The following is a 17772-nucleotide window of genomic DNA, read 5'->3' as shown; positions in this document are numbered from 1 at the left end:
CGCCGCCAACGTGTCCGACCGCCTCGCCGTCCTGCCCCAGTACCTGCTGCCCAAGCGGGCCCTCACGTCCTTTGCCGGCTGGGTGGCCGGGGGACGCTGGGGCATCATCACCACCGGCATCATCCGGCGCTTCATCCGCCGCTACGGCGTGAACATGGACGAGGCGGTGCAGCCCGACCCGGCCGCCTACGCCACCTTCAATGACTTCTTCACCCGGGCCTTGAAGCCCGAGGCCCGCCCGCTGGCGCGGGCCGACCTGATCTGCCCGGTGGATGGTGCGATCAGTCAGTTTGGCCCGTTGCAGCGCGACCAGCTGCTGCAGGCCAAGGGCCACCACTACAGCAGCACCGCCCTGGTGGGGGGGGACACCGCCTTGGCCGCGCGCTTTGACCACGGCCACTTCGCCTGCCTGTACCTGAGCCCGCGCGACTACCACCGCATCCACATGCCCTGCGATGGCCGGCTCACGCGCATGATCCACGTGCCGGGCGAGCTGTTCTCCGTCAACCCCATCACCGCCCGCGGCGTGCCCGGGCTGTTTGCCCGCAACGAGCGGGTGGTCTGTGTGTTCGAGGGGGCGCACGGTCCCTTCGTGCTGGTGCTGGTGGGCGCCACCATCGTCGGCAGCATGGCCACCGTGTGGCACGGCGTGGTCAACCCGCCGCGCCCCGGCCACGTGCGCGAATGGCGTTACGACGACACCGCCGCGCCGGTGCAGCTGCGCCAGGGCGAGGAGATGGGCCGCTTCCTGCTGGGCTCCACCGTGGTGATGCTGTTCCCGCAGGGGCCGCTGCAGTTCAACCCCGCCTGGGCGCCCGGCGGTGCGATCCGCCTGGGCGAGGTGATGGCCCACCGGGGCTGAGTGCCGACCGGTGCACTGAGGAGCCGTCAGAGGCTCAGGCCATCGAGGCCATCCGATGGGGGCCCGCCAACTTGAAGACCGAGACGGCCTGCACCAGCTGCTGAGCCTGGTTCTTCATGCTCTCGGCCGCGGCAGCGCTCTGTTCCACCAGGGCGGCGTTCTGCTGCGTCACCTGGTCCATCTGGCCCACGGCGTTGACCACCTGCACGACGCCATCGCTCTGTTCGGTCGAGGCGGAGCTGATCTCACCCACGATGTCGCTGACCTGCTTGATGGAGCGCACGATCTCGTCCATCGTCTTGCCGGCCTGGTCGACCAGGGCTGCGCCCTGATCCACCTGTTCGACGTTGCTGGTGATCAGGCGCTTGATCTCCCGGGCCGCCTCGGCGCTGCGTTGCGCCAGCGTGCGCACCTCGCCTGCGACGACGGCAAAGCCGCGTCCTTGTTCCCCGGCACGCGCCGCTTCCACCGCGGCATTCAGCGCCAGGATGTTGGTCTGGAAGGCGATCCCGTCGATCACCCCGATGATGTCGCCGATCTTGCGGCTGCTGCCGCTGATGCCCTGCATCGTGGCCACCACCTGCTCGACGATGGCGCCGCCCTGGGTGGCCACGCTGGACGCACCCTGGGCCAGTTGATTGGCCTGGTGGGCACTGTCGGCATTGGTGCGCACCGTGGAGCCCAGCTGATGCATGGTGGCTGCGGTTTGCTGCAGCGCGCCGGCCTGCTCCTCGGTGCGTTGGCTGAGGTCCTGGTTGCCCTGGGCGATCTCGGCACTGGCCGTGGCCACGCTTTCAGCGCTGCCGCGCACCTGGGCCACGACCTCGGTCAGTGAGGCCTGCATGGCGGCCAGCGTGGCCAGCAAGGGGCTGAACTCGTCCACCGCGGTGTCCTGGACGGTGGTGGAGAAGTCGCCCTGCTTGACGCGGTCGGCGACGATCTGTGCCTGGGCGACCCGTGTCCGCAGCGAACGCGCAATGAACCACGAGAGCGCGACCAGACCGGCCGCCACTGCGGCAACCAGCACCGTCAGCTGAAGGCGGATTTCATCGACATTGCTGCCGATGGTCGCCACGTCTTTTCCCAACACCTGGGTCTGACGGCTGCGCTCTTCGCTGAGCCACTTCTGGATCTTGGCGAACTGCGGCGTGGTGGTCTCTGCCAGCATGGCCAGGGCGGCCTCGTGCTGTCCCGACCGGACCAGGTCCAGGTTCTTCTCCGCCACAGGCCAGGAGGCCTCCTGCAGATCCAGCCAGTCACGCTTGAACACATCGCGGCTCGCCTGGTCGTTGATCTGCGCCAGGAACTCGTTGTCGTTCTTGGTGATGTCCTGGCGTCGTGTCTGCAGGGCCTTGGCTGCAAGCTCCATCTCCTGCGGGGTGCCCGCCAGCATGGCCTGCCGGATGTCCGAGAGTGCCTGCGCGATCTTCAACTCGGTGCTGCCGATCAAGCTCAGCTGCTGGACCTTGATGTCGCCGGTACGGTGGGCCAGCTCGCGGACTTCGCGCAACTGAAGCCAGGTGCTGGCCGTGACGGCCAGCAGCGCGACGATGAGGGCAAGCGAAACCGCATAGAGGCGCTGGCTGAGACTCATTCTCTTGAAGAAGGGCATGGTGGTCCTTTGCGATGACATGCGGATACTCCCGCACTTATCGACCAGGCAGTCCTCGCGGTTGAGGGCTTTTTGTAGTCTTCATCTGACAGGTTTCCAGCAGGGCCGGTCTGCGGTCGCGGCATTCCCATCCCCGGGCCTGGTTGGTGCCTGCCCGGGTGTCAGGGAAAAGACCTGTCCCACGCGCTCGGCCTGCCCCCTACGATGACCCGCCGCCTCCCAGGTGCGGGCCTCAGCATTTCAGAACAACACGGCCTGTCACCTGTTGCGTGCGGATTCATCCACTCAGGGAGACAAGCCATGACAAGCTTTGCCCATCTTCGGGCGCAGGGCGTGGCGGTGCTGCTGGCCGCGCTGACCCTTGCCTCTGCATCCACCACCGCCACGGCCGCCGTGGCCCTGCCACAGCTGAACATCGACACCGGCCAGATCACCGTCTCGGGCCTGTCCTCGGGGGGCTTCATGGCCAATCAGCTGGGCTATGCGTATTCGGGCACCTTCAAGGGCGTGGGGGTGTTTGCCGGCGGGCCGTACATGTGCGCGGGCCACAGCAACTACACCGCCTGCATGTACAACGCCAGCATCTCCAGCAGCATGCTCAGCACCCTGCAGGCGGACCTGAACAACTGGAGCGGCACCGCCATCGACCCCCTGGCCAACGTGGCCGGGCAAAAGGTGTTCATGTTCGTGGGCACCAGCGACACCACGGTGGGCCCCAAGCCGATGAACGCGGTGCAGACCCAGTACACCAACAACGGCGTGCCGGCCGCCAACCTGAGCTATGTGCAGCGCAGCGGCACGGCGCATGTGTTCCCCACCGACTTTGCCACCACCGGCAACAACAGCTGCGGCACCAGCGCCTCGCCCTACATCGCCAACTGCAGCTATGACGGTGCCAAGGCGGTGCTGAGCCAGTTCTACGGCACGCTCAATGCGCGCAACGATGCACCGGCCACGGCCAATTACATCGAGTTCGACCAGACGCCCTACACCGCCGGCAACCCCGGCATGGCCGCCACCGGCTGGCTCTATGTGCCGGCCAACTGCGCCAGCGGGGCGGTGTGCCGCCTGCATGTGGCCTTGCATGGCTGCCAGCAGAATGTCGCCACCATCGGCGACAAGTTCCTGAAGAACACCGGCTACGCCCGCTGGGCCGACACCAACAGCATCGTCGTGCTCTTCCCGCAGACGAAGGTGGACAACACCGCCCGCAGCACCGCCGCCAGCGGCTCGCTGGCCAACCCCAACGGCTGCTGGGATTGGGTGGGCTGGTACGGCGGCAACTTTGCCCAACGGGCCGGCACCCAGGCGCAGGCCATCAAGGCCATGGTGGACCAGGTGTCCTCCGGCTCGGGCGGTGGCGGCGGCGGAGGCGCGCTGCCTGCGCCCACCGGGCTGGTGGCTTCAGGGGCCACCGACACCACCATGACCCTCGGTTGGAACGCGGTCAGCGGCGCGGTGGGCTACCACGTGTTCCGCAACGGCGTGCAGGTGGACAGCACGGCCGTCACCGCCACCAGCTACGTGGACAGCGGCCTGTCGCCCGCCACCACCTACAGCTGGACCGTGGCCGCCCTGGACAGCGGCGGCGCGCAGGGCGCGCTCTCGGCCGCGGTCAGCGCCACAACCACTGGCGCGGCCGCCACCTGCTTCACCGCCAGCAACTACGCGCACACCACGGCCGGCCGGGCCCACCAGAGCGGCGGCTACGCCTATGCCAACGGCTCCAACCAGAATATGGGCCTGTGGAACGTCTTCGTCACCACCACGCTGAAGCAGACCGGGACGAACTACTACGTCATTGGCAGCTGTCCCTGAGGGCCGGGAAAAGGGGGCGCAGGTCAGGCTCAGTTGAGCCGGGAGTGGCGAGTTGAACCGCCCCGGATTGAACTGACCCCTTGAAGTTCGTCCAACTTCTTGGGGGCAGTTCACCGAAGGCAGAGGACCTGCGCTGGAACAGCTGGCGAAGAACCACTACGTAGTAGCGAGCTGAGAGCGCAGTCGTCCTTAGCTCGCCGAGCTGAGCGTCCGCACTTCAGCATCCAGCGCTTCAGCCTGGGCCCGCCAAGCTTGGAATTCCTTGTGCTTGGCCTGCCGTTCTTCAAGGCTGAAAGCCAGCTCCTGAGCTTGACCTGAAAGGTTCTCGTAGTCCGCAAAGAACTTGCTCTCGAAGTCGGGACTGTCGATGAGGCTCATCAGGTCCATGCGCTGCGCCTCGAAGTTCTCAATCAGCTTCTCGATGGACTTTCGGAAGGCGCGCTCACGCTGGTTGCTCTCCCACATCTCCCACAGGTCGAAGGCCAACCCGACAATGGCGACAGCTCCGTTGAGGGTCTTTGCCAGCTTCACCGCACCCCAAGGCTTGAACTTGAGGTACTTGCCCAAGTCCAGACCTACTACCTTCGCCGTGGCCGCGATACCGTCTCTGGCAGCTTTCACGCTCTGACCGTTGATGAGCTTTCCGCCAATCAGGTAGTCGACCCCTTGCTTGCCGTAGGACCGGACCGCGGCGTTGAAGTGGTTGACCTCGGCATCGACGCTGACACTGAGATTTGTCAACTCCAGCTTGACCGAATTCAGTTGGCGTTCGAATTCGCTCTGCAGCTTAGCGGCCAGGACGACGCCTTCGTTGCCAATCTCCCGCTCGAAGAAGTCAACATAGGTGTTCTGGTCCAGACCCCTGGCCTGCAGGATGAGGTCGGTGAAGTAGGTCGTCACGAACTTCCTTAGCCCAATCCGGACATCGGAGATGCGACCTTTGACGGTTGTCAGCTGCTTCTGAAGACGGCCATTCGCTGAATCGAGCTTCTCAAGCTCCGCCTGGATCTGGGCATCTACTTTAACGGCGACGGGAAGCTGCTTGGTCAGAACATCCCGGATGACGGATTGCTTCGTCGCTTGAACAACCGCCAAGGGACCGCCACTTTGTTCGACCTTCACGCTCGTCGCACGCTGGAGGTCTGAGATGTGGGAGAGCGCGCCGAACTGCTCGGGGTTGGCCAGCCAATGCTCGACACCGAGGTCAAATGGGTTCGCCGCTACGGCAACGACCGACAGGACCTCTTGCTCCTCTGGCAAAAGCTGAATCTCCTCGCCAAGGCGTGAGATGACCATCGAGCGCTTCACCTGAAGATTCCGCCGAAAATCCTCCAAGTCCTCCACATCGGCCACAAGGTCGAAGCGACTGAGCACGAACACGGTTCTCGGTAACAAATTCAGCGACCTGAACAGCCATTTGAGCTCCTCGCCATGGCTCTGCTTGATGGGATTCTTCGGATCCATCACGTAGAGAACGAGGTGCGCCTCGCTGATGTACTTGCGCGTGATGTCCTTGTACCGTTCTGCAGTCGCTTTATCAGCAGCGGTCTTCTCTTTAAAGCCGAACAGGCCCGGCGTGTCGAGAATGAGGATGTCGTTGCCAACCACGTAGCTTGCAACCTCGTCGGAAGACTCTTCGTGGCTGATCTTCATCGTCGAGCGATCTAGCCGCCCGATCCAGGCCGCGGCGATCGAGGTCTTTCCCTCGGAGAAGCCGCCAACCAGAACAATCTTGAGCCTACCGCCCCCGGCCTCTCGGATGGCGCGCTCGACCTTGTCGACCAGGGAATCATCTATCGGCACACCGACCTTTTGCCCCTGTTTGAGGAACTCCTTGACCTTGCTCAGAAGCGCGGTGGCTTGCTCCTGCTGCAATTTGAATTTCTCCAGCGTCGTATTCATCATTCCACTCCCTGAGGCTCCAGCGAGCCAGCTAGCTTCTGTAGTTTGTCGATCGACTTCTTGATGGCCTTGTTGACCTCGCCGGCCTGCACCAGCGGGCGAGACATCAACTGCTTTATGAGGTCCACTTGTTCCAGGACGCTGGTTGTGCATCGTTCCACCTGCTCCCGTATAGCCTCCAAGGCGGAGTCGCGGATAGACCCAAGCTGCTGGTCGATCGCCTTGCGCTGCTGCGCCTTCTTGTAGTCACTGCTAATGACTCCGTACAGTGCCTTCGCCGCGGAGATAACCAGACTGACTGCACCCGCGGCAATGCCATACCAACCAATCGGATTCCAGAAGAGCAAGGCACCTCCGACAAGGGCTGAAATGGCACTGATCCAATCCACGCCGCTCGGAAATTCGAGCTTGAGGCCAGCAGATTTGCCCGCAACCGTTAGGTCGCCAAGCGAAACCTGCAAGTCTTCAGCGAACTGCCGAAAGCGTTCCAGCGAGTTGGCGATTTCCTCACGGAACGTGACCAGCTCAGCTTCAACCTCCCGCTTCAGCTCAGTTCCAAGCACTTCACTTAGGTTGTCGCGTTGTTTCCTGAAGAAAACACGAAGATCATCGTTTGCTACGTCGCCGTCGATGTACTTGTAGGTCGAAGCGCGCAGCCCGCTGACGAACGAATCGACTGCGCCAACGACGCTGACTTCAAGTCTTGCAACCAAGGCGTCAGCGCTGAGGTCCAACTGACGCGAGGAGTCCCTGACGAGACCATTGAGCTCAGCCTTGTATGGCTTTAACTTCTCCTCGTACACGGCAGACACCTCTGCGTGAGCGTGGCTTACCAACTTCTGGGCCTTAGACAGATTTGACTTCAGAATCTTGTCCTGCTGTCCCAGCACAAGCTTACCGGACAGGAGCTCGACCAGCGCACCTATGTTCGATCGCGCCAGAAGCTCATTCTTTGGGAGCTTGGCCATGAACTTGTCCCTGGCCTTGGCATCTGACCCTCCGGGGACGTGGCACTCGGCCACAGCAAGGTATGCCGGCCTGGCACTGACCGAGATGGTCTTCGCATAGCTGTCCCCGAGTTCGCCCCTCAGCTTTCGGTCAAGCTCTTTGAGGCTGCGCTGCTCGTCAAGGGTAAGGAGCTTGTCCCCGGACAGCGCCAGAGGATTCGTAGCGCCCTTGTTGTAGATGGTCCAGACCTCGGTCTGGCTCCCGAGGTGCAGTTTGATTTTCTGGAGCGTACCGTTATGGCCTTCGTCGCCCATTTGCGGCGCGGCAGGCTTCGGCGTCACGTAGAAGACTGCATGTGCCTTCTGAACCGCTTCCCAAATCGCGCTCTCGACCTTAGCCTCGCTGCCCTCAATACCTGGAACATCAATCAGAGCGAACTTCTGGCCGTTGCATTCGAAGTTGTAGATCTGGGACTTCAGCGTGAAGTCAGAGCGACCGGTTCCGATGATGCGACCGTCCGCATGCTCTGCCAGCATCCCGACTTGGGACTGGATACGCTCCAGCGCTGCTTGCTTGGCGGCAAGAGTTGCCCGCAGCCCACTCATGGCTGCAGCATGCTCATCCGCAGCCTGCGTCCGCGCGGCAGCAGCATCGCGCAGCTGCCGGCTTTTTTCTTCCACGGCTTGCTGAGCGGGGCTACCCCTGAGGATCGCCATTACGCGATTCCAGAGATTGACAGACGATTTCCAGGTTGCCGCTGCGGCTTGAGCCTCTCCAGCCAGTCGGCTTGCCTCGGCCACCCTCGCTTCCAGAGTATCTATCTCCTGGGCTTGGCGAGCAGCGCCTGCTTGAAGTTGCTGCTCTGCTGCTGCTATCGCAGCCTCAGCAGCGCGGATGTCCTCGCTGCTTAGACCATGCTTCTGCTGCACTTCGGCGAACAGGCGCCGCTCGTGGAGCTTACTGGGCTCATCGAGGAGGATGCGAAGCGTTTCGATTAGAGTTGACTTACCTGCGTTGGTTTCCCCGTAGAAGGCAATAGTAAATGTGCCCCACTCGGCATGCTCGTCGAGTTCGGCGATACGCCCGCCGGTGTCGCGCCGGAGCGGTTCGAGGATGGCACTGACGGACGCCCGGACGCCGCTGGCTCCGGGGTCGTCGGTCAGGTCCTCCAACGTCCTGAGGATGAACTTGATTTCCAAGGCCAGCTCCGTGTAGAGCTCCTTGGAATGCAGCGCCTTCTTGGTGGAGCGCTGACGTATCGGTGCGTCAGAATCAGCAAGCAAGGCTTCTCCCCTGTGCGTAGTTTTTGAATTTTGGTTGATAGTAAGAGCTTGGCGCCCGTGCAAATCGAATTCCGACCACGTGGTCGAGATGTTCCCTAGAGATAGGCCAACTATTTAACAGTTCGCCAATGACGACACCGCCTAGGAAACCAGCTTCTTCAGGAACGGGTGGGCTTCTGGTTCTCGGCACCGGCGCGCGCCATGCGCTTTCCGTAGACCGAGATGGCGACGGTCGAGACTACGCCCATCGTGAACGCGATAGCGAACGCGGCGAGGTGCTCTAGCGGGGAGTTGTTGGGCCTCATCTGATTCCCTCTGTCAAATTTCCGTTGAGGTTCGCTCATTCTTGATGCCGAGTAGCTCACTGGATGAGCTAAATATGGCCGGCCGTGATGATGGTCACCGAAGGCGTAGCGTTGCCAACGATGTTGAAAATCGTCCCGGGGTTTCTTGGACGCCCGTAGATCGCGGACTGAGCGGCTGCAAAGCAACCGCTGGTGAACGACCACTTTCTGCCTGCCAAGGGCGGATGCAACTGCCGGCTTCAGGCCAATCGCAGTCCCGAGTTGACCAACCCACGGACGACGACAATCGCCTCATGAACGATGCATCACCACCCGTGCCACCGCCCGCACAGCCGCGCAACCCCTTGCACGGCCTGACGCTGGAAGCCATCGTGACGGCCCTCAGCGAGGAGTACGGCTGGGAGGGTCTGGACGCGCGCATTCCGTTGCGCTGCTTCGCCTTCGAGCCCAGCGTCAAGTCGAGCCTGAAGTTCCTGCGCAAGACGCCGTGGGCGCGCGAGAAGGTCGAAGGGCTCTATTTGTTCATGCTGCGGGAGCGGAAGCGCCAGGCCAGCTCCTGAGCTGCGCTGGCGAGCGGGCAGTCAGTCAATCTCGGTGTCAGCGGGCCATTGCTGTGGAATGCCGCGGTGGTATGTCTGTCAGGCGCCGCGCTTGGCCAGCAGCGCCCGTGCCGTGCGCGAGCCATTGGCCTGGCCCAGCGCGTCGCGGATGAAGGCGCCGGCGTCGATCAGGGCGTCCAGGTCGATGCCGGTGTCGATGCCCAGGCCGTGCAGCAGATAGACCACGTCCTCGGTGGCCACGTTGCCGGTGGCGCCCTTGGCGTAGGGGCAGCCGCCCAGGCCGGAGACGCTGGCGTCGAAGGTGTGGATGCCCAGCTCCAGGCTGGCGTAGACATTGGCCAGGGCCATGCCGTAGGTGTCGTGGAAATGCCCGCTCACCTCCGCCAGCGGGAAGTGGCGCAGCGCGGCCTCCAGCGCGCGCTGCACCTGGCTTGGGGTGCCCACGCCGATGGTGTCGGCCACGCCCACGTGCTGCACGCCGATCTCGGCCATCAGCCGAGCCACCAGTTCGACCCGCTCGGGGGCGATGGCGCCCTCGTAGGGGCAGCCCACCGCGCAGGAGATGGCGCCGCGCACCTTGACGCCCGCGGCGCGGGCGGCGGCCACCACCGGCGCGAAGCGCTCGATGGATTCGGCGATGGAGCAGTTGATGTTTTTCTGGCTGAAGGCTTCGCTGGCGGCGCCGAAGACGACGATCTCGTCCGGCTGCGTGGCAGCGGCCGCTTCCCATCCCTTCAGGTTGGGCGTCAGCACCGAGTAGCGCACGCCGGGCTGGCGCTGCACGCCGGCCATCACCTCGGCGTTGTCGGCCATCTGCGGCACCCACTTGGGGCTGACGAAGCTGGTGACCTCGATCTCGCGCAGGCCGGCGGCCTGCAGGCGGTGGACGAGCTCGATCTTGGTGGCGGCCGGGACGGTCTGCTTCTCGTTCTGCAGGCCGTCGCGCGGGCCCACCTCGACCAGGGTGACGCGGGCGGGGAGGTTGGCGGTGCTCATGGGGCTCATTCTCCGGCCAGCGTGAGCAGCGCGGCGCCTTCGCTCACCTGGTCGCCCACGGCATAGAGCAGCTCGCCCACCACGCCGTCGCGCGGGGCGTGCAGGGTGTGTTCCATCTTCATCGCCTCCATCACCGCCAGCGGCTGGCCGGCCGTGACGGTGGCGCCGGCCTGTACCAGCAGGGCCACCACCTTGCCGGGCATGGGCGCGGTCAGTGAGCCACCGCCACCGCCCTGGTCGGTCGCATGGGCGATCGGGTCGTACTCGGTCAGCTCCAGGCTGCCATGCTCGCCGAACACCGCCAGCGTTTCGCCCGCGGCGTGCACGGCCAGCACATGGCGTTGGCCGGCCAGCAGCAACTCGTAGCGCTGTTCGCCCAGGGCGCGCCAGCCCAGGGGCCAGTGCTGGTCGCCCAGGCCCAGGCGCAGCGCGCCGTCGTGCAGGCGAGCCAGCGTGAAGCCATGATGCTCGCCGCCCAGGGCCAGGTCGATGCGGCGGCGCGCGCCGCCGTGCAGGCGCCAGCCGTCGCGGCGGCTCCAGGGGTTGGTGCTCTCCAGCGCCTGCTCGCGGTGCAACTGGTGGGCCACCGCGCCCGCGGCAGCCACCTCCAGCGGCAGGCCGGCGTGGCCGAACAGGGCGGGGCGCTCGCGCTCGATCAGCGCGGTGTCCAGGTCGGCGGTGGCGAAGGCGCGGCTGCCCACCACCCGGCGCAGGAAGGCCACGTTGGTGACCAGGCCGACGATGTGGGTGTCGCGCAGCGCGGCGTCCAGCCGGGCCAGGGCCTGGGCGCGGTCTTCGCCCCAGACGATGAGCTTGGCCACCATCGAGTCGTAGTGCGGGCTGATGGCGTCGCCCTCGCGCACGCCGGCATCCACCCGCACCGGCGCGGGCGTCAGCGCATCGCCCCCGCGCTGGAAGGCCACGTGGGCGGGCCAACGCAGCACCTGCAGCGTGCCGGTGGCGGGCAGGAAGCCGGCGTCCGGGTTCTCGGCGCAGATGCGGGCCTCGACGGCGTGGCCGTGGATGCGCAGCTCGTCCTGCCGGCGCGGCAGGGGCTGGCCGGCGGCCACGCGCAACTGCCATTCCACCAGGTCCAGGCCGGTGATGGCCTCGGTCACGGGATGCTCCACCTGCAGGCGGGTGTTCATCTCCATGAAATAGAAGCGGATGTCGCCGTCGTCGCGTTCCTCGGCGATGAACTCCACCGTGCCCGCGCCCACATAGCCCACGGCCTGGGCCGCGGCCACCGCGGCGGCGCCCATCTCGGCCCGGCGCTCGGCCGACAGGCCGGGGGCGGGGGCCTCTTCCAGCACCTTCTGGTGGCGGCGCTGCACCGAGCAGTCCCGCTCGAACAGGTAGACGCACTGGCCCTGGGTGTCGGCGAAGACCTGGATCTCGATGTGGCGCGGGCGGGTGACGTAGCGCTCCACCAGCACATGGTCGTTGCCAAAGCTGGCGGCGGCCTCACGCTGGCAGGAGGCCAGGGCGGCGACGAAGTCCTCGGCGCGGTCCACCCGGCGCATGCCACGGCCACCGCCGCCGGCGCTGGCCTTGATCAGCACCGGAAAGCCGATGGCCTCGGCCTGGCCCAGCAGGAACTGCGGGTCGTTGTTGTCACCGTGGTAGCCGGGCTCCAGCGGCACGCCGGCCTCGGCCATCAGGGCCTTGGCGGCGGCCTTGCTGCCCATGGCGGCAATGGCCTCGGGCGGCGGGCCGATGAAGACCAGGCCGGCGGCGGCGCAGGCGCGGGCGAAGTCCTCGTTCTCGCTCAGAAAGCCGTAGCCCGGGTGCACGGCCTGGGCGCCGGTGGCCTTGGCCGCCTCCAGGATGCGCTGCCACTGCAGGTAGCTGTCCTTGGCGGCCAGGCCGCCGATGGGCACGGCCTCGTCGCAGGCGCCGACATGGGCGGCCTGGGCGTCGGCCTCGGAATAGACGGCCACGGTGCGCACGCCCAGGCGGCGCGCGGTCTGGGCCACACGGCAGGCGATTTCGCCTCGGTTGGCGATGAGGATTTTCTTGAACATGGTGCCTCGGCTCAATCGGGGTGGGCGGCGCTCAGGCCAGCCAGGCGGGGGGGCGCTTCTGCAGAAAGGACGAGACGCCTTCCTTGCCTTCGGCGCTGCCGCGGATGTCGGCGATGCGCCGGGCGGTGTCGGTGCGCAGTTCGTTGCTCAGGGGCTGCTGGGCCAGGTCCTGCACCAGGCGCTTGCAGGCGCGCACGGCGGCCGGGCCATTGGCCACCAGGACCTCCGTCAGGGCCTGCACGCGGACGTCCAGCTGATCGGCCGGGCAGAGTTCGTGCACCAGGCCCAGGCGGTGGGCCTCGGCGGCACTGAAGCGCTCGGCGGTGGTGAAGTAGCGCTGGGCGGCGCGCTGGCCGATGGCAGCGATCACATAGGGCGCGATGGTGGCCGGCAGCAGGCCCAGCTTGGCCTCGCTCAGGCAGAAGTGCACGCCATCGGCGGCCACCAGCACGTCGCACAGCGCGGCCAGGCCCACGCCGCCCGCATAGCAGTCGCCCTGCACGCGGCCGATGACGGGCACCGGGCACTGGTGGATCGTCCACAGCATGTCGGCCAGGGCCTGGGCGTCGGCCCGGTTCTGCTCCCAGCTGTAGTCGGCCATGGCGCGCATCCAGTTCAGGTCCGCGCCGGCGCAGAAGGCCTTGCCGTGGCCGGCCAGCACCACGGCGCGCAGCGTGTTCTCCTGCGACAGCGCGCGGAAGGTGGCGGTCAGCTCGGCGATGACCTGGTCGTTGAAAGCGTTGCGCACGTCCGGCCGGTTGAGCCAGACCTCGGCCACGAAGGGCGAGGGGCGCTTGAGTTCGAGCGTGGTGGTCATCGCCGGCCTCACATGCGGAACACGCCGAACTTGGCGTCCGGGATCGGTGCGTTGAGGCTGGCCGACAGGCCCAGGGCCAGCACGCGACGGGTGTCGACGGGGTTGATGATGCCGTCGTCCCACAGGCGGGCGCTGGCGTAGTACGGGTGGCCCTGCACCTCGTACTGCTGGCGGATCGGGGCCTTGAAGGCCTCTTCCTGCTCGGCGCTCCATTGGCCGCCCTTGGCTTCGATGCCGTCGCGCTTGACCGTGGCCAGCACGCTGGCGGCCTGCTCGCCGCCCATCACGCTGATGCGGGCGTTGGGCCACATCCAGAGGAAGCGCGGCGAGTAGGCGCGGCCGCACATGCCGTAGTTGCCGGCGCCGAAGCTGCCGCCGATGATGACGGTGAACTTGGGCACATTGGCGCAGGCCACGGCGGTCACCATCTTGGCGCCGGCGCGGGCGATGCCCTCGTTCTCGTACTTGCGGCCCACCATGAAGCCGGTGATGTTCTGCAGGAAGACCAGCGGGATTTTGCGCTGGCAGCACAGCTCGATGAAGTGGGCGCCCTTGTTGGCGCTTTCGGCGAACAGGATGCCGTTGTTGGCCACGATGCCCACCGGCATGCCCTCGATGTGGGCGAAGCCGCAGACCAGGGTGCTGCCGTAGCGGGCCTTGAACTCGTCGAATTCGCTGCCGTCGACGATGCGGGCGATGATCTCGCGCACGTCGAAGGGCTTGCGGGTGTCGGTGGGGATGACGGCCAGCAATTCCTCGGCCGGGTAGAGCGGGGCCTGCGGCGGGCGCACCGCCAGCGGCGCGGGCTTCTGCCAGTTCAGGTGGCTCACCGCCTGGCGGGCCAGGGCCAGGGCGTGCAGATCGTTCTCGGCCAGGTGGTCGGCCACGCCGGACAGGCGGGTGTGCACGTCGCCGCCGCCCAGGTCCTCGGCGCTCACCACCTCGCCGGTGGCGGCCTTCACCAGCGGCGGGCCGCCCAGGAAGATGGTGCCCTGGTTCTTGACGATGATGGTCTCGTCGCTCATGGCCGGCACGTAGGCGCCGCCGGCGGTGCAGGAGCCCATGACCACGGCGATCTGCGGGATGCCCTCGCCGCTCATCGTGGCCTGGTTGTAGAAGATGCGGCCGAAGTGGTCGCGGTCGGGGAAGACCTCGTCCTGGTTGGGCAGGTTGGCGCCGCCGGAATCGACCAGGTAGATGCAGGGCAGGCGGTTCTCGCGGGCCACCTCCTGCGCGCGCAGGTGCTTCTTGACGGTCAGCGGGTAGTAGGTGCCGCCCTTGACGGTGGCGTCGTTGCAGACGATGACGCACTCCACGCCCGCCACCCGGCCGATGCCGGCGATCATGCCGGCGGCCGGGGCACTGTCCACCATCTCGCCCGTCGCGTCCGCCTCGCGGTAGACGCCGTGCGCGGCCATCGGCGCGATCTCCAGGAAGGGCGTGTCCGGGTCCAGCAGCATCTCCACCCGCTCGCGCGGCAGCAGCTTGCCGCGGGCCAGGTGCTTGGCACGGGCGGCCTCGCCGCCGCCCTGGGCGATGCGGGCCAGGCGGGTGTTGAGGTCGTCCACCAGCGCGCGCATGGCCAGGGCGTTGGCCCGGGCTTCTTCGCTGCGGGGGTTGAGCTGCGTCTTCAGCGTGGTCATGCGGTCCTGTCTTCCTGCAGTCCCAGCTCGGCCTTCATGGCCTCGCGGATCTTGAACTTCTGGATCTTGCCGGTCACCGTCATCGGGAAGGCCTCGACGAAGCGGATGTAGCGCGGCACCTTGTGGTGGGCGATCTGGCCCTGGCAGAACAGGCGAATCTCGTCCTCGGTCAGCGTCTGGCCGGGCTTGACCACGATCCAGGCGCACAGCTCTTCGCCGTAACGCTTGTCGGGGATGCCGACCACCTGCACGTCCTGCACCTTGGGGTGGCGGTAGAGGTATTCCTCGATCTCGCGCGGGTAGAGGTTCTCGCCGCCGCGGATCACCATGTCCTTGATGCGGCCGACGATGTTGACGTAGCCCTCGGCGTCCATGGTGGCCAGGTCGCCGGTGTGCATCCAGCCTTCGGCGTCGATGGCCTCGGCGGTCTTGGCCTCGTCGTCCCAGTAGCCGTGCATCACGGAATAGCCCCGGGTGCACAGCTCGCCGGGCACGCCGATGGGCGTGACGGCGCCGGTGTCGGGGCTGACCATCTTCACCTCCAGGTGCGGCTGCACCTGGCCCACCGAGCCCACGCGCTTGTCCAGCGGCGTGTCGGTGGAGCTCTGGCAGCTCACCGGGCTGGTCTCGGTCATGCCGTAGGCGATGGTGACCTGCTCCATGTGCATCAGGCTGACCACGCGCTTCATCACCTCGATGGGGCAGGGCGAGCCGGCCATGATGCCGGTGCGCAGCGAGGACAGGTCGAACTCCGCGAAGCGCGGGTGGTCCAGCTGGGCGATGAACATGGTGGGCACGCCGTGCAGGGCGGTGCAGCGCTCGGCCTGCACGGTCTGCAGCACGGCCAGCGGGTCGAAGCCGTCGTTCGGGTAGACGATGGTCGCGCCGTGGGTGATGCAGGCCAGGTTGCCCATCACCATGCCGAAGCAGTGGTACAGCGGCACCGGCACGCACAGCCGGTCCTCGGGGGTGAGCTTCATCGCCTCGCCGACGAAGAAGCCGTTGTTCAGAATGTTGCGGTGGGTGAGGGTGGCGCCCTTGGGGAAGCCGGTGGTGCCGCTGGTGAACTGGATGTTGATCGGCTCGGTGGCCTTGAGCGTGGCGGCGATCTCGGCCACGCGGGCGTCGTCGGCCTGGCCGCGGGCCATCAGCTCGGAGAAGCGCAGGGTGCCGGGAACGTCCTCGCCCTGGCCGGCCACGTCGATCCACACCACCAGCTTGAGGTGGGGCAGGCGCAGCGAGGCCAGCTCGCCCGGCGCGCAGCGCGGCAGCTCGGGCGCAAGCTCGTGCAGCATGCCCAGGTAGTCGCTGCTCTTGAAGCGCGGCATGGCGACGATGGCCTTGCAGCCCACCTTGTTGAGCGCGTACTCCACCTCGGCCACCCGGTAGGCCGGGTTCAGGTTGACCAGGATGATGCCCAGCTTGGCCGTGGCCAGCTGCACCAGCAGCCATTCGGCGTTGTTGTGCGACCAGATGCCGACGCGGTCGCCCTTGTGCAGGCCCTGGCGCAGCAGGGCGCTGGCCAGCTGGTCCACCTGGGTTTGCAGCTGCTGGTAGGTCAGGCGCCGGCCCTGGTGCACGCTGACCAGCGCCTCGCGGTGCGGGTGGGCGGCCACGGTGGCGTCGAACAGCGCGCCGATGGTGTCCTCGATCAGCGGCACGTCAGTGGTGCCGTGGTCCTGGCTGTGGCTCAGTGGCCCTTGGCTCATGGGATGTCTCCTCGCCTCGTGGTTGTGGGGCGTGCGCTGGGGGATCAGATCGTCTCGGCGAACAGCTCGCGGCCGATCAGCATGCGGCGGATTTCGCTGGTGCCCGCGCCGATCTCGTAGAGCTTGGCATCGCGCCACAAGCGCTCCACCGGGAACTCCTTGGTGTAGCCCACGCCGCCCAGGGTCTGGATGGCTTCGCCGGCCATCCAGGTGGCCTTCTCGGCGGTGTAGAGGATGACGCCGGCCGCGTCCTTGCGCAGGGTGCGGGAATGATCCCCACGGTCGCAGGCCTGGGCCACCGCATAGGCATAGGCGCGGCAGGCCTGGAAGGTGCTGTACATGTCGGCCAGCTTGCCCTGCATCAGCTGGAACTCGCCGATGGGCTGGCCGAACTGCTTGCGTTCGTGCACATAGGGCACCACCGCATCCATGCAGGCGGCCATGATGCCCAGCGGCCCGCCGGACAGCACCACGCGCTCGTAGTCCAGGCCGCTCATCAGCACCTTGGCGCCATTGCCTTCGCCGCCCAGCACGTTCTCTTCGGGCACTTCACAGTGGTCGAAGAACAAGGGGAAGGTGTTGGAGCCGCGCATGCCCAGCTTGTCCAGGTGGTGACCGTGGCTGAAGCCCTGGAAGCCCTTCTCGATGATGAAGGCCGTCATGCCCTTGGCGGCCTTGGTGGGCTCGGTCTTCGCGTAGACCACCAGGGTGTCGGCATCGCCGCCATTGGTGATCCACATCTTGCTGCCGTTGAGCACGTAGCGGTTGCCCTGCTTCTCGGCGCGCAGGGTCATGCTCACCACGTCCGAGCCGGCGCCTGGCTCGCTCATGGCCAGCGCGCCCACATGCTCGCCGCTGACCAGCTTGGGCAGGTACTTGGCCTTTTGGGCCGCGCTGCCGTTGCGCTTGATCTGGTTGATGCACAGGTTGCTGTGCGCACCGTAGGACAGGCCGACGGAGGCGCTGGCCCGGCTGATCTCCTCCATCGCCACCATGTGGGCCACATAGCCCATGGCGGTGCCGCCGTACTCCTCCGGCACGGTCAGGCCGTGCACGCCCATCTCGCCCAGCTTGCGCCAGAGGTCCGCGGGGAAGAGGTTGTCGCGGTCGACCTGGGCCGCGCGCGGGGCGATCTCGGCCTGGGCGAAGGTGCGCACGGCCTCCCGCAGCGCGGCGATGTCCTCGCCCAGCGGGAAGGTGAAGGTGGATTCGAACATGGTGAGGTGTCTCCTGCGGATCGTTGTTTTGAGTGTCACTCAACAACCGGCTGCCGCGGGCTAGAGGATTTCCCTA

12 protein-coding genes are annotated in these 17772 nt (G+C 66.3%); 3 read left to right on the top strand and 9 right to left on the bottom strand.

The window, feature by feature from the left end; translation table 11 throughout:
* The first annotated feature begins 10 nt into the window (after nucleotides 1–10).
* A complete protein-coding gene (gene asd, locus KGA65_RS14520) occupies nucleotides 11–862 on the top strand; it encodes an archaetidylserine decarboxylase (protein ID WP_225863830.1) in 852 nt (283 codons plus the stop codon).
* Nucleotides 863–896: 34 nt separating this feature from the next.
* Here the strand turns inward: asd and KGA65_RS14515 are convergent, their stop codons facing one another.
* A complete protein-coding gene (locus KGA65_RS14515) occupies nucleotides 897–2474 on the bottom strand; it encodes a methyl-accepting chemotaxis protein (protein ID WP_225863829.1) in 1578 nt (525 codons plus the stop codon).
* Between the two features lie 300 nt (nucleotides 2475–2774).
* Between KGA65_RS14515 and KGA65_RS14510 the strand changes: the two genes are divergently transcribed.
* Nucleotides 2775–4292, top strand: a complete 1518-nt coding sequence (locus KGA65_RS14510) for an extracellular catalytic domain type 2 short-chain-length polyhydroxyalkanoate depolymerase (protein WP_225863828.1) — start codon at nucleotides 2775–2777, stop codon at nucleotides 4290–4292.
* Nucleotides 4293–4481: 189 nt separating this feature from the next.
* Here KGA65_RS14510 and KGA65_RS14505 read toward each other — a convergent pair whose 3' ends face one another.
* Both KGA65_RS14505 and KGA65_RS14500 read right to left on the bottom strand, forming a co-directional pair.
* Nucleotides 4482–6194, bottom strand: a complete 1713-nt coding sequence (locus tag KGA65_RS14505; protein ID WP_225863827.1) for a LeoA/HP0731 family dynamin-like GTPase — start codon at nucleotides 6192–6194, stop codon at nucleotides 4482–4484.
* Nucleotides 6194–8425: a hypothetical protein gene (locus KGA65_RS14500; protein WP_225863826.1), complete on the bottom strand. Its 2232-nt coding sequence runs from the start codon at nucleotides 8423–8425 to the stop codon at nucleotides 6194–6196. Before KGA65_RS14500 ends, KGA65_RS14505 begins: the two co-directional genes overlap by 1 nt.
* Nucleotides 8426–9023: 598 nt before the next feature.
* Between KGA65_RS14500 and KGA65_RS14495 the strand changes: the two genes are divergently transcribed.
* Entirely contained in the window at nucleotides 9024–9290 is a 267-nt protein-coding gene (locus KGA65_RS14495) for a VF530 family protein (protein ID WP_225863825.1), read from the top strand.
* A gap of 78 nt (nucleotides 9291–9368) precedes the next feature.
* Here KGA65_RS14495 and KGA65_RS14490 read toward each other — a convergent pair whose 3' ends face one another.
* Genes KGA65_RS14490 through KGA65_RS14465 form a run of 6 tightly spaced genes read right to left on the bottom strand, consistent with a single transcriptional unit; the run spans nucleotide 9369 to nucleotide 17696 of the window.
* Nucleotides 9369–10286 (bottom strand): hydroxymethylglutaryl-CoA lyase, encoded by a 918-nt coding sequence (locus tag KGA65_RS14490; protein WP_375142642.1) that lies wholly within the window; start codon nucleotides 10284–10286, stop codon nucleotides 9369–9371.
* Between the two features lie 5 nt (nucleotides 10287–10291).
* Complete coding sequence (locus tag KGA65_RS14485; RefSeq protein ID WP_225863823.1) at nucleotides 10292–12310, bottom strand: acetyl/propionyl/methylcrotonyl-CoA carboxylase subunit alpha; 2019 nt, start codon at nucleotides 12308–12310, stop codon at nucleotides 10292–10294.
* A 31-nt stretch (nucleotides 12311–12341) separates the two neighbouring features.
* Nucleotides 12342–13127, bottom strand: coding sequence for an enoyl-CoA hydratase/isomerase family protein (locus KGA65_RS14480; RefSeq protein WP_225863822.1), 786 nt, complete (start codon nucleotides 13125–13127; stop codon nucleotides 12342–12344).
* Nucleotides 13128–13135: 8 nt separating this feature from the next.
* Nucleotides 13136–14770 (bottom strand): carboxyl transferase domain-containing protein, encoded by a 1635-nt coding sequence (locus tag KGA65_RS14475; protein ID WP_225863821.1) that lies wholly within the window; start codon nucleotides 14768–14770, stop codon nucleotides 13136–13138.
* Nucleotides 14767–16479 carry an AMP-binding protein gene (locus KGA65_RS14470; protein WP_225863820.1) on the bottom strand — a complete coding sequence of 571 codons (1713 nt, stop codon included), beginning with the start codon at nucleotides 16477–16479 and terminating at the stop codon, nucleotides 14767–14769. Before KGA65_RS14470 ends, KGA65_RS14475 begins: the two co-directional genes overlap by 4 nt.
* A gap of 44 nt (nucleotides 16480–16523) precedes the next feature.
* Complete coding sequence (locus KGA65_RS14465; protein ID WP_225863819.1) at nucleotides 16524–17696, bottom strand: isovaleryl-CoA dehydrogenase; 1173 nt, start codon at nucleotides 17694–17696, stop codon at nucleotides 16524–16526.
* Between the last annotated feature and the right edge of the window lie 76 nt (nucleotides 17697–17772).

Source organism: Ideonella benzenivorans, from assembly GCF_020387415.1.
In the GTDB taxonomy this organism is placed as follows: domain Bacteria; phylum Pseudomonadota; class Gammaproteobacteria; order Burkholderiales; family Burkholderiaceae_C; genus Ideonella; species Ideonella benzenivorans.
The sequence above is the reverse complement of the archived record's forward strand: the minus strand, read 5'-3'. Positions and strand labels throughout refer to the sequence as shown.

Excerpts from the sequence above, each read along its gene's own strand:
- KGA65_RS14515 (WP_225863829.1), bottom strand. The coding sequence starts at position 2,474 with ATGCCCTTCTTCAAGAGAATGAGTCTCAGCCAGCGCCTCTATGCGGTT.
- KGA65_RS14510 (WP_225863828.1), top strand. The coding sequence starts at position 2,775 with ATGACAAGCTTTGCCCATCTTCGGGCGCAGGGCGTGGCGGTGCTGCTG.
- KGA65_RS14505 (WP_225863827.1), bottom strand. The coding sequence starts at position 6,194 with ATGAATACGACGCTGGAGAAATTCAAATTGCAGCAGGAGCAAGCCACC.
- KGA65_RS14495 (WP_225863825.1), top strand. The coding sequence starts at position 9,024 with ATGAACGATGCATCACCACCCGTGCCACCGCCCGCACAGCCGCGCAAC.
- KGA65_RS14490 (WP_375142642.1), bottom strand. The coding sequence starts at position 10,286 with ATGAGCACCGCCAACCTCCCCGCCCGCGTCACCCTGGTCGAGGTGGGC.
- KGA65_RS14485 (WP_225863823.1), bottom strand. The coding sequence starts at position 12,310 with ATGTTCAAGAAAATCCTCATCGCCAACCGAGGCGAAATCGCCTGCCGT.
- KGA65_RS14480 (WP_225863822.1), bottom strand. The coding sequence starts at position 13,127 with ATGACCACCACGCTCGAACTCAAGCGCCCCTCGCCCTTCGTGGCCGAG.
- KGA65_RS14475 (WP_225863821.1), bottom strand. The coding sequence starts at position 14,770 with ATGACCACGCTGAAGACGCAGCTCAACCCCCGCAGCGAAGAAGCCCGG.
- KGA65_RS14470 (WP_225863820.1), bottom strand. The coding sequence starts at position 16,479 with ATGAGCCAAGGGCCACTGAGCCACAGCCAGGACCACGGCACCACTGAC.
- KGA65_RS14465 (WP_225863819.1), bottom strand. The coding sequence starts at position 17,696 with ATGTTCGAATCCACCTTCACCTTCCCGCTGGGCGAGGACATCGCCGCG.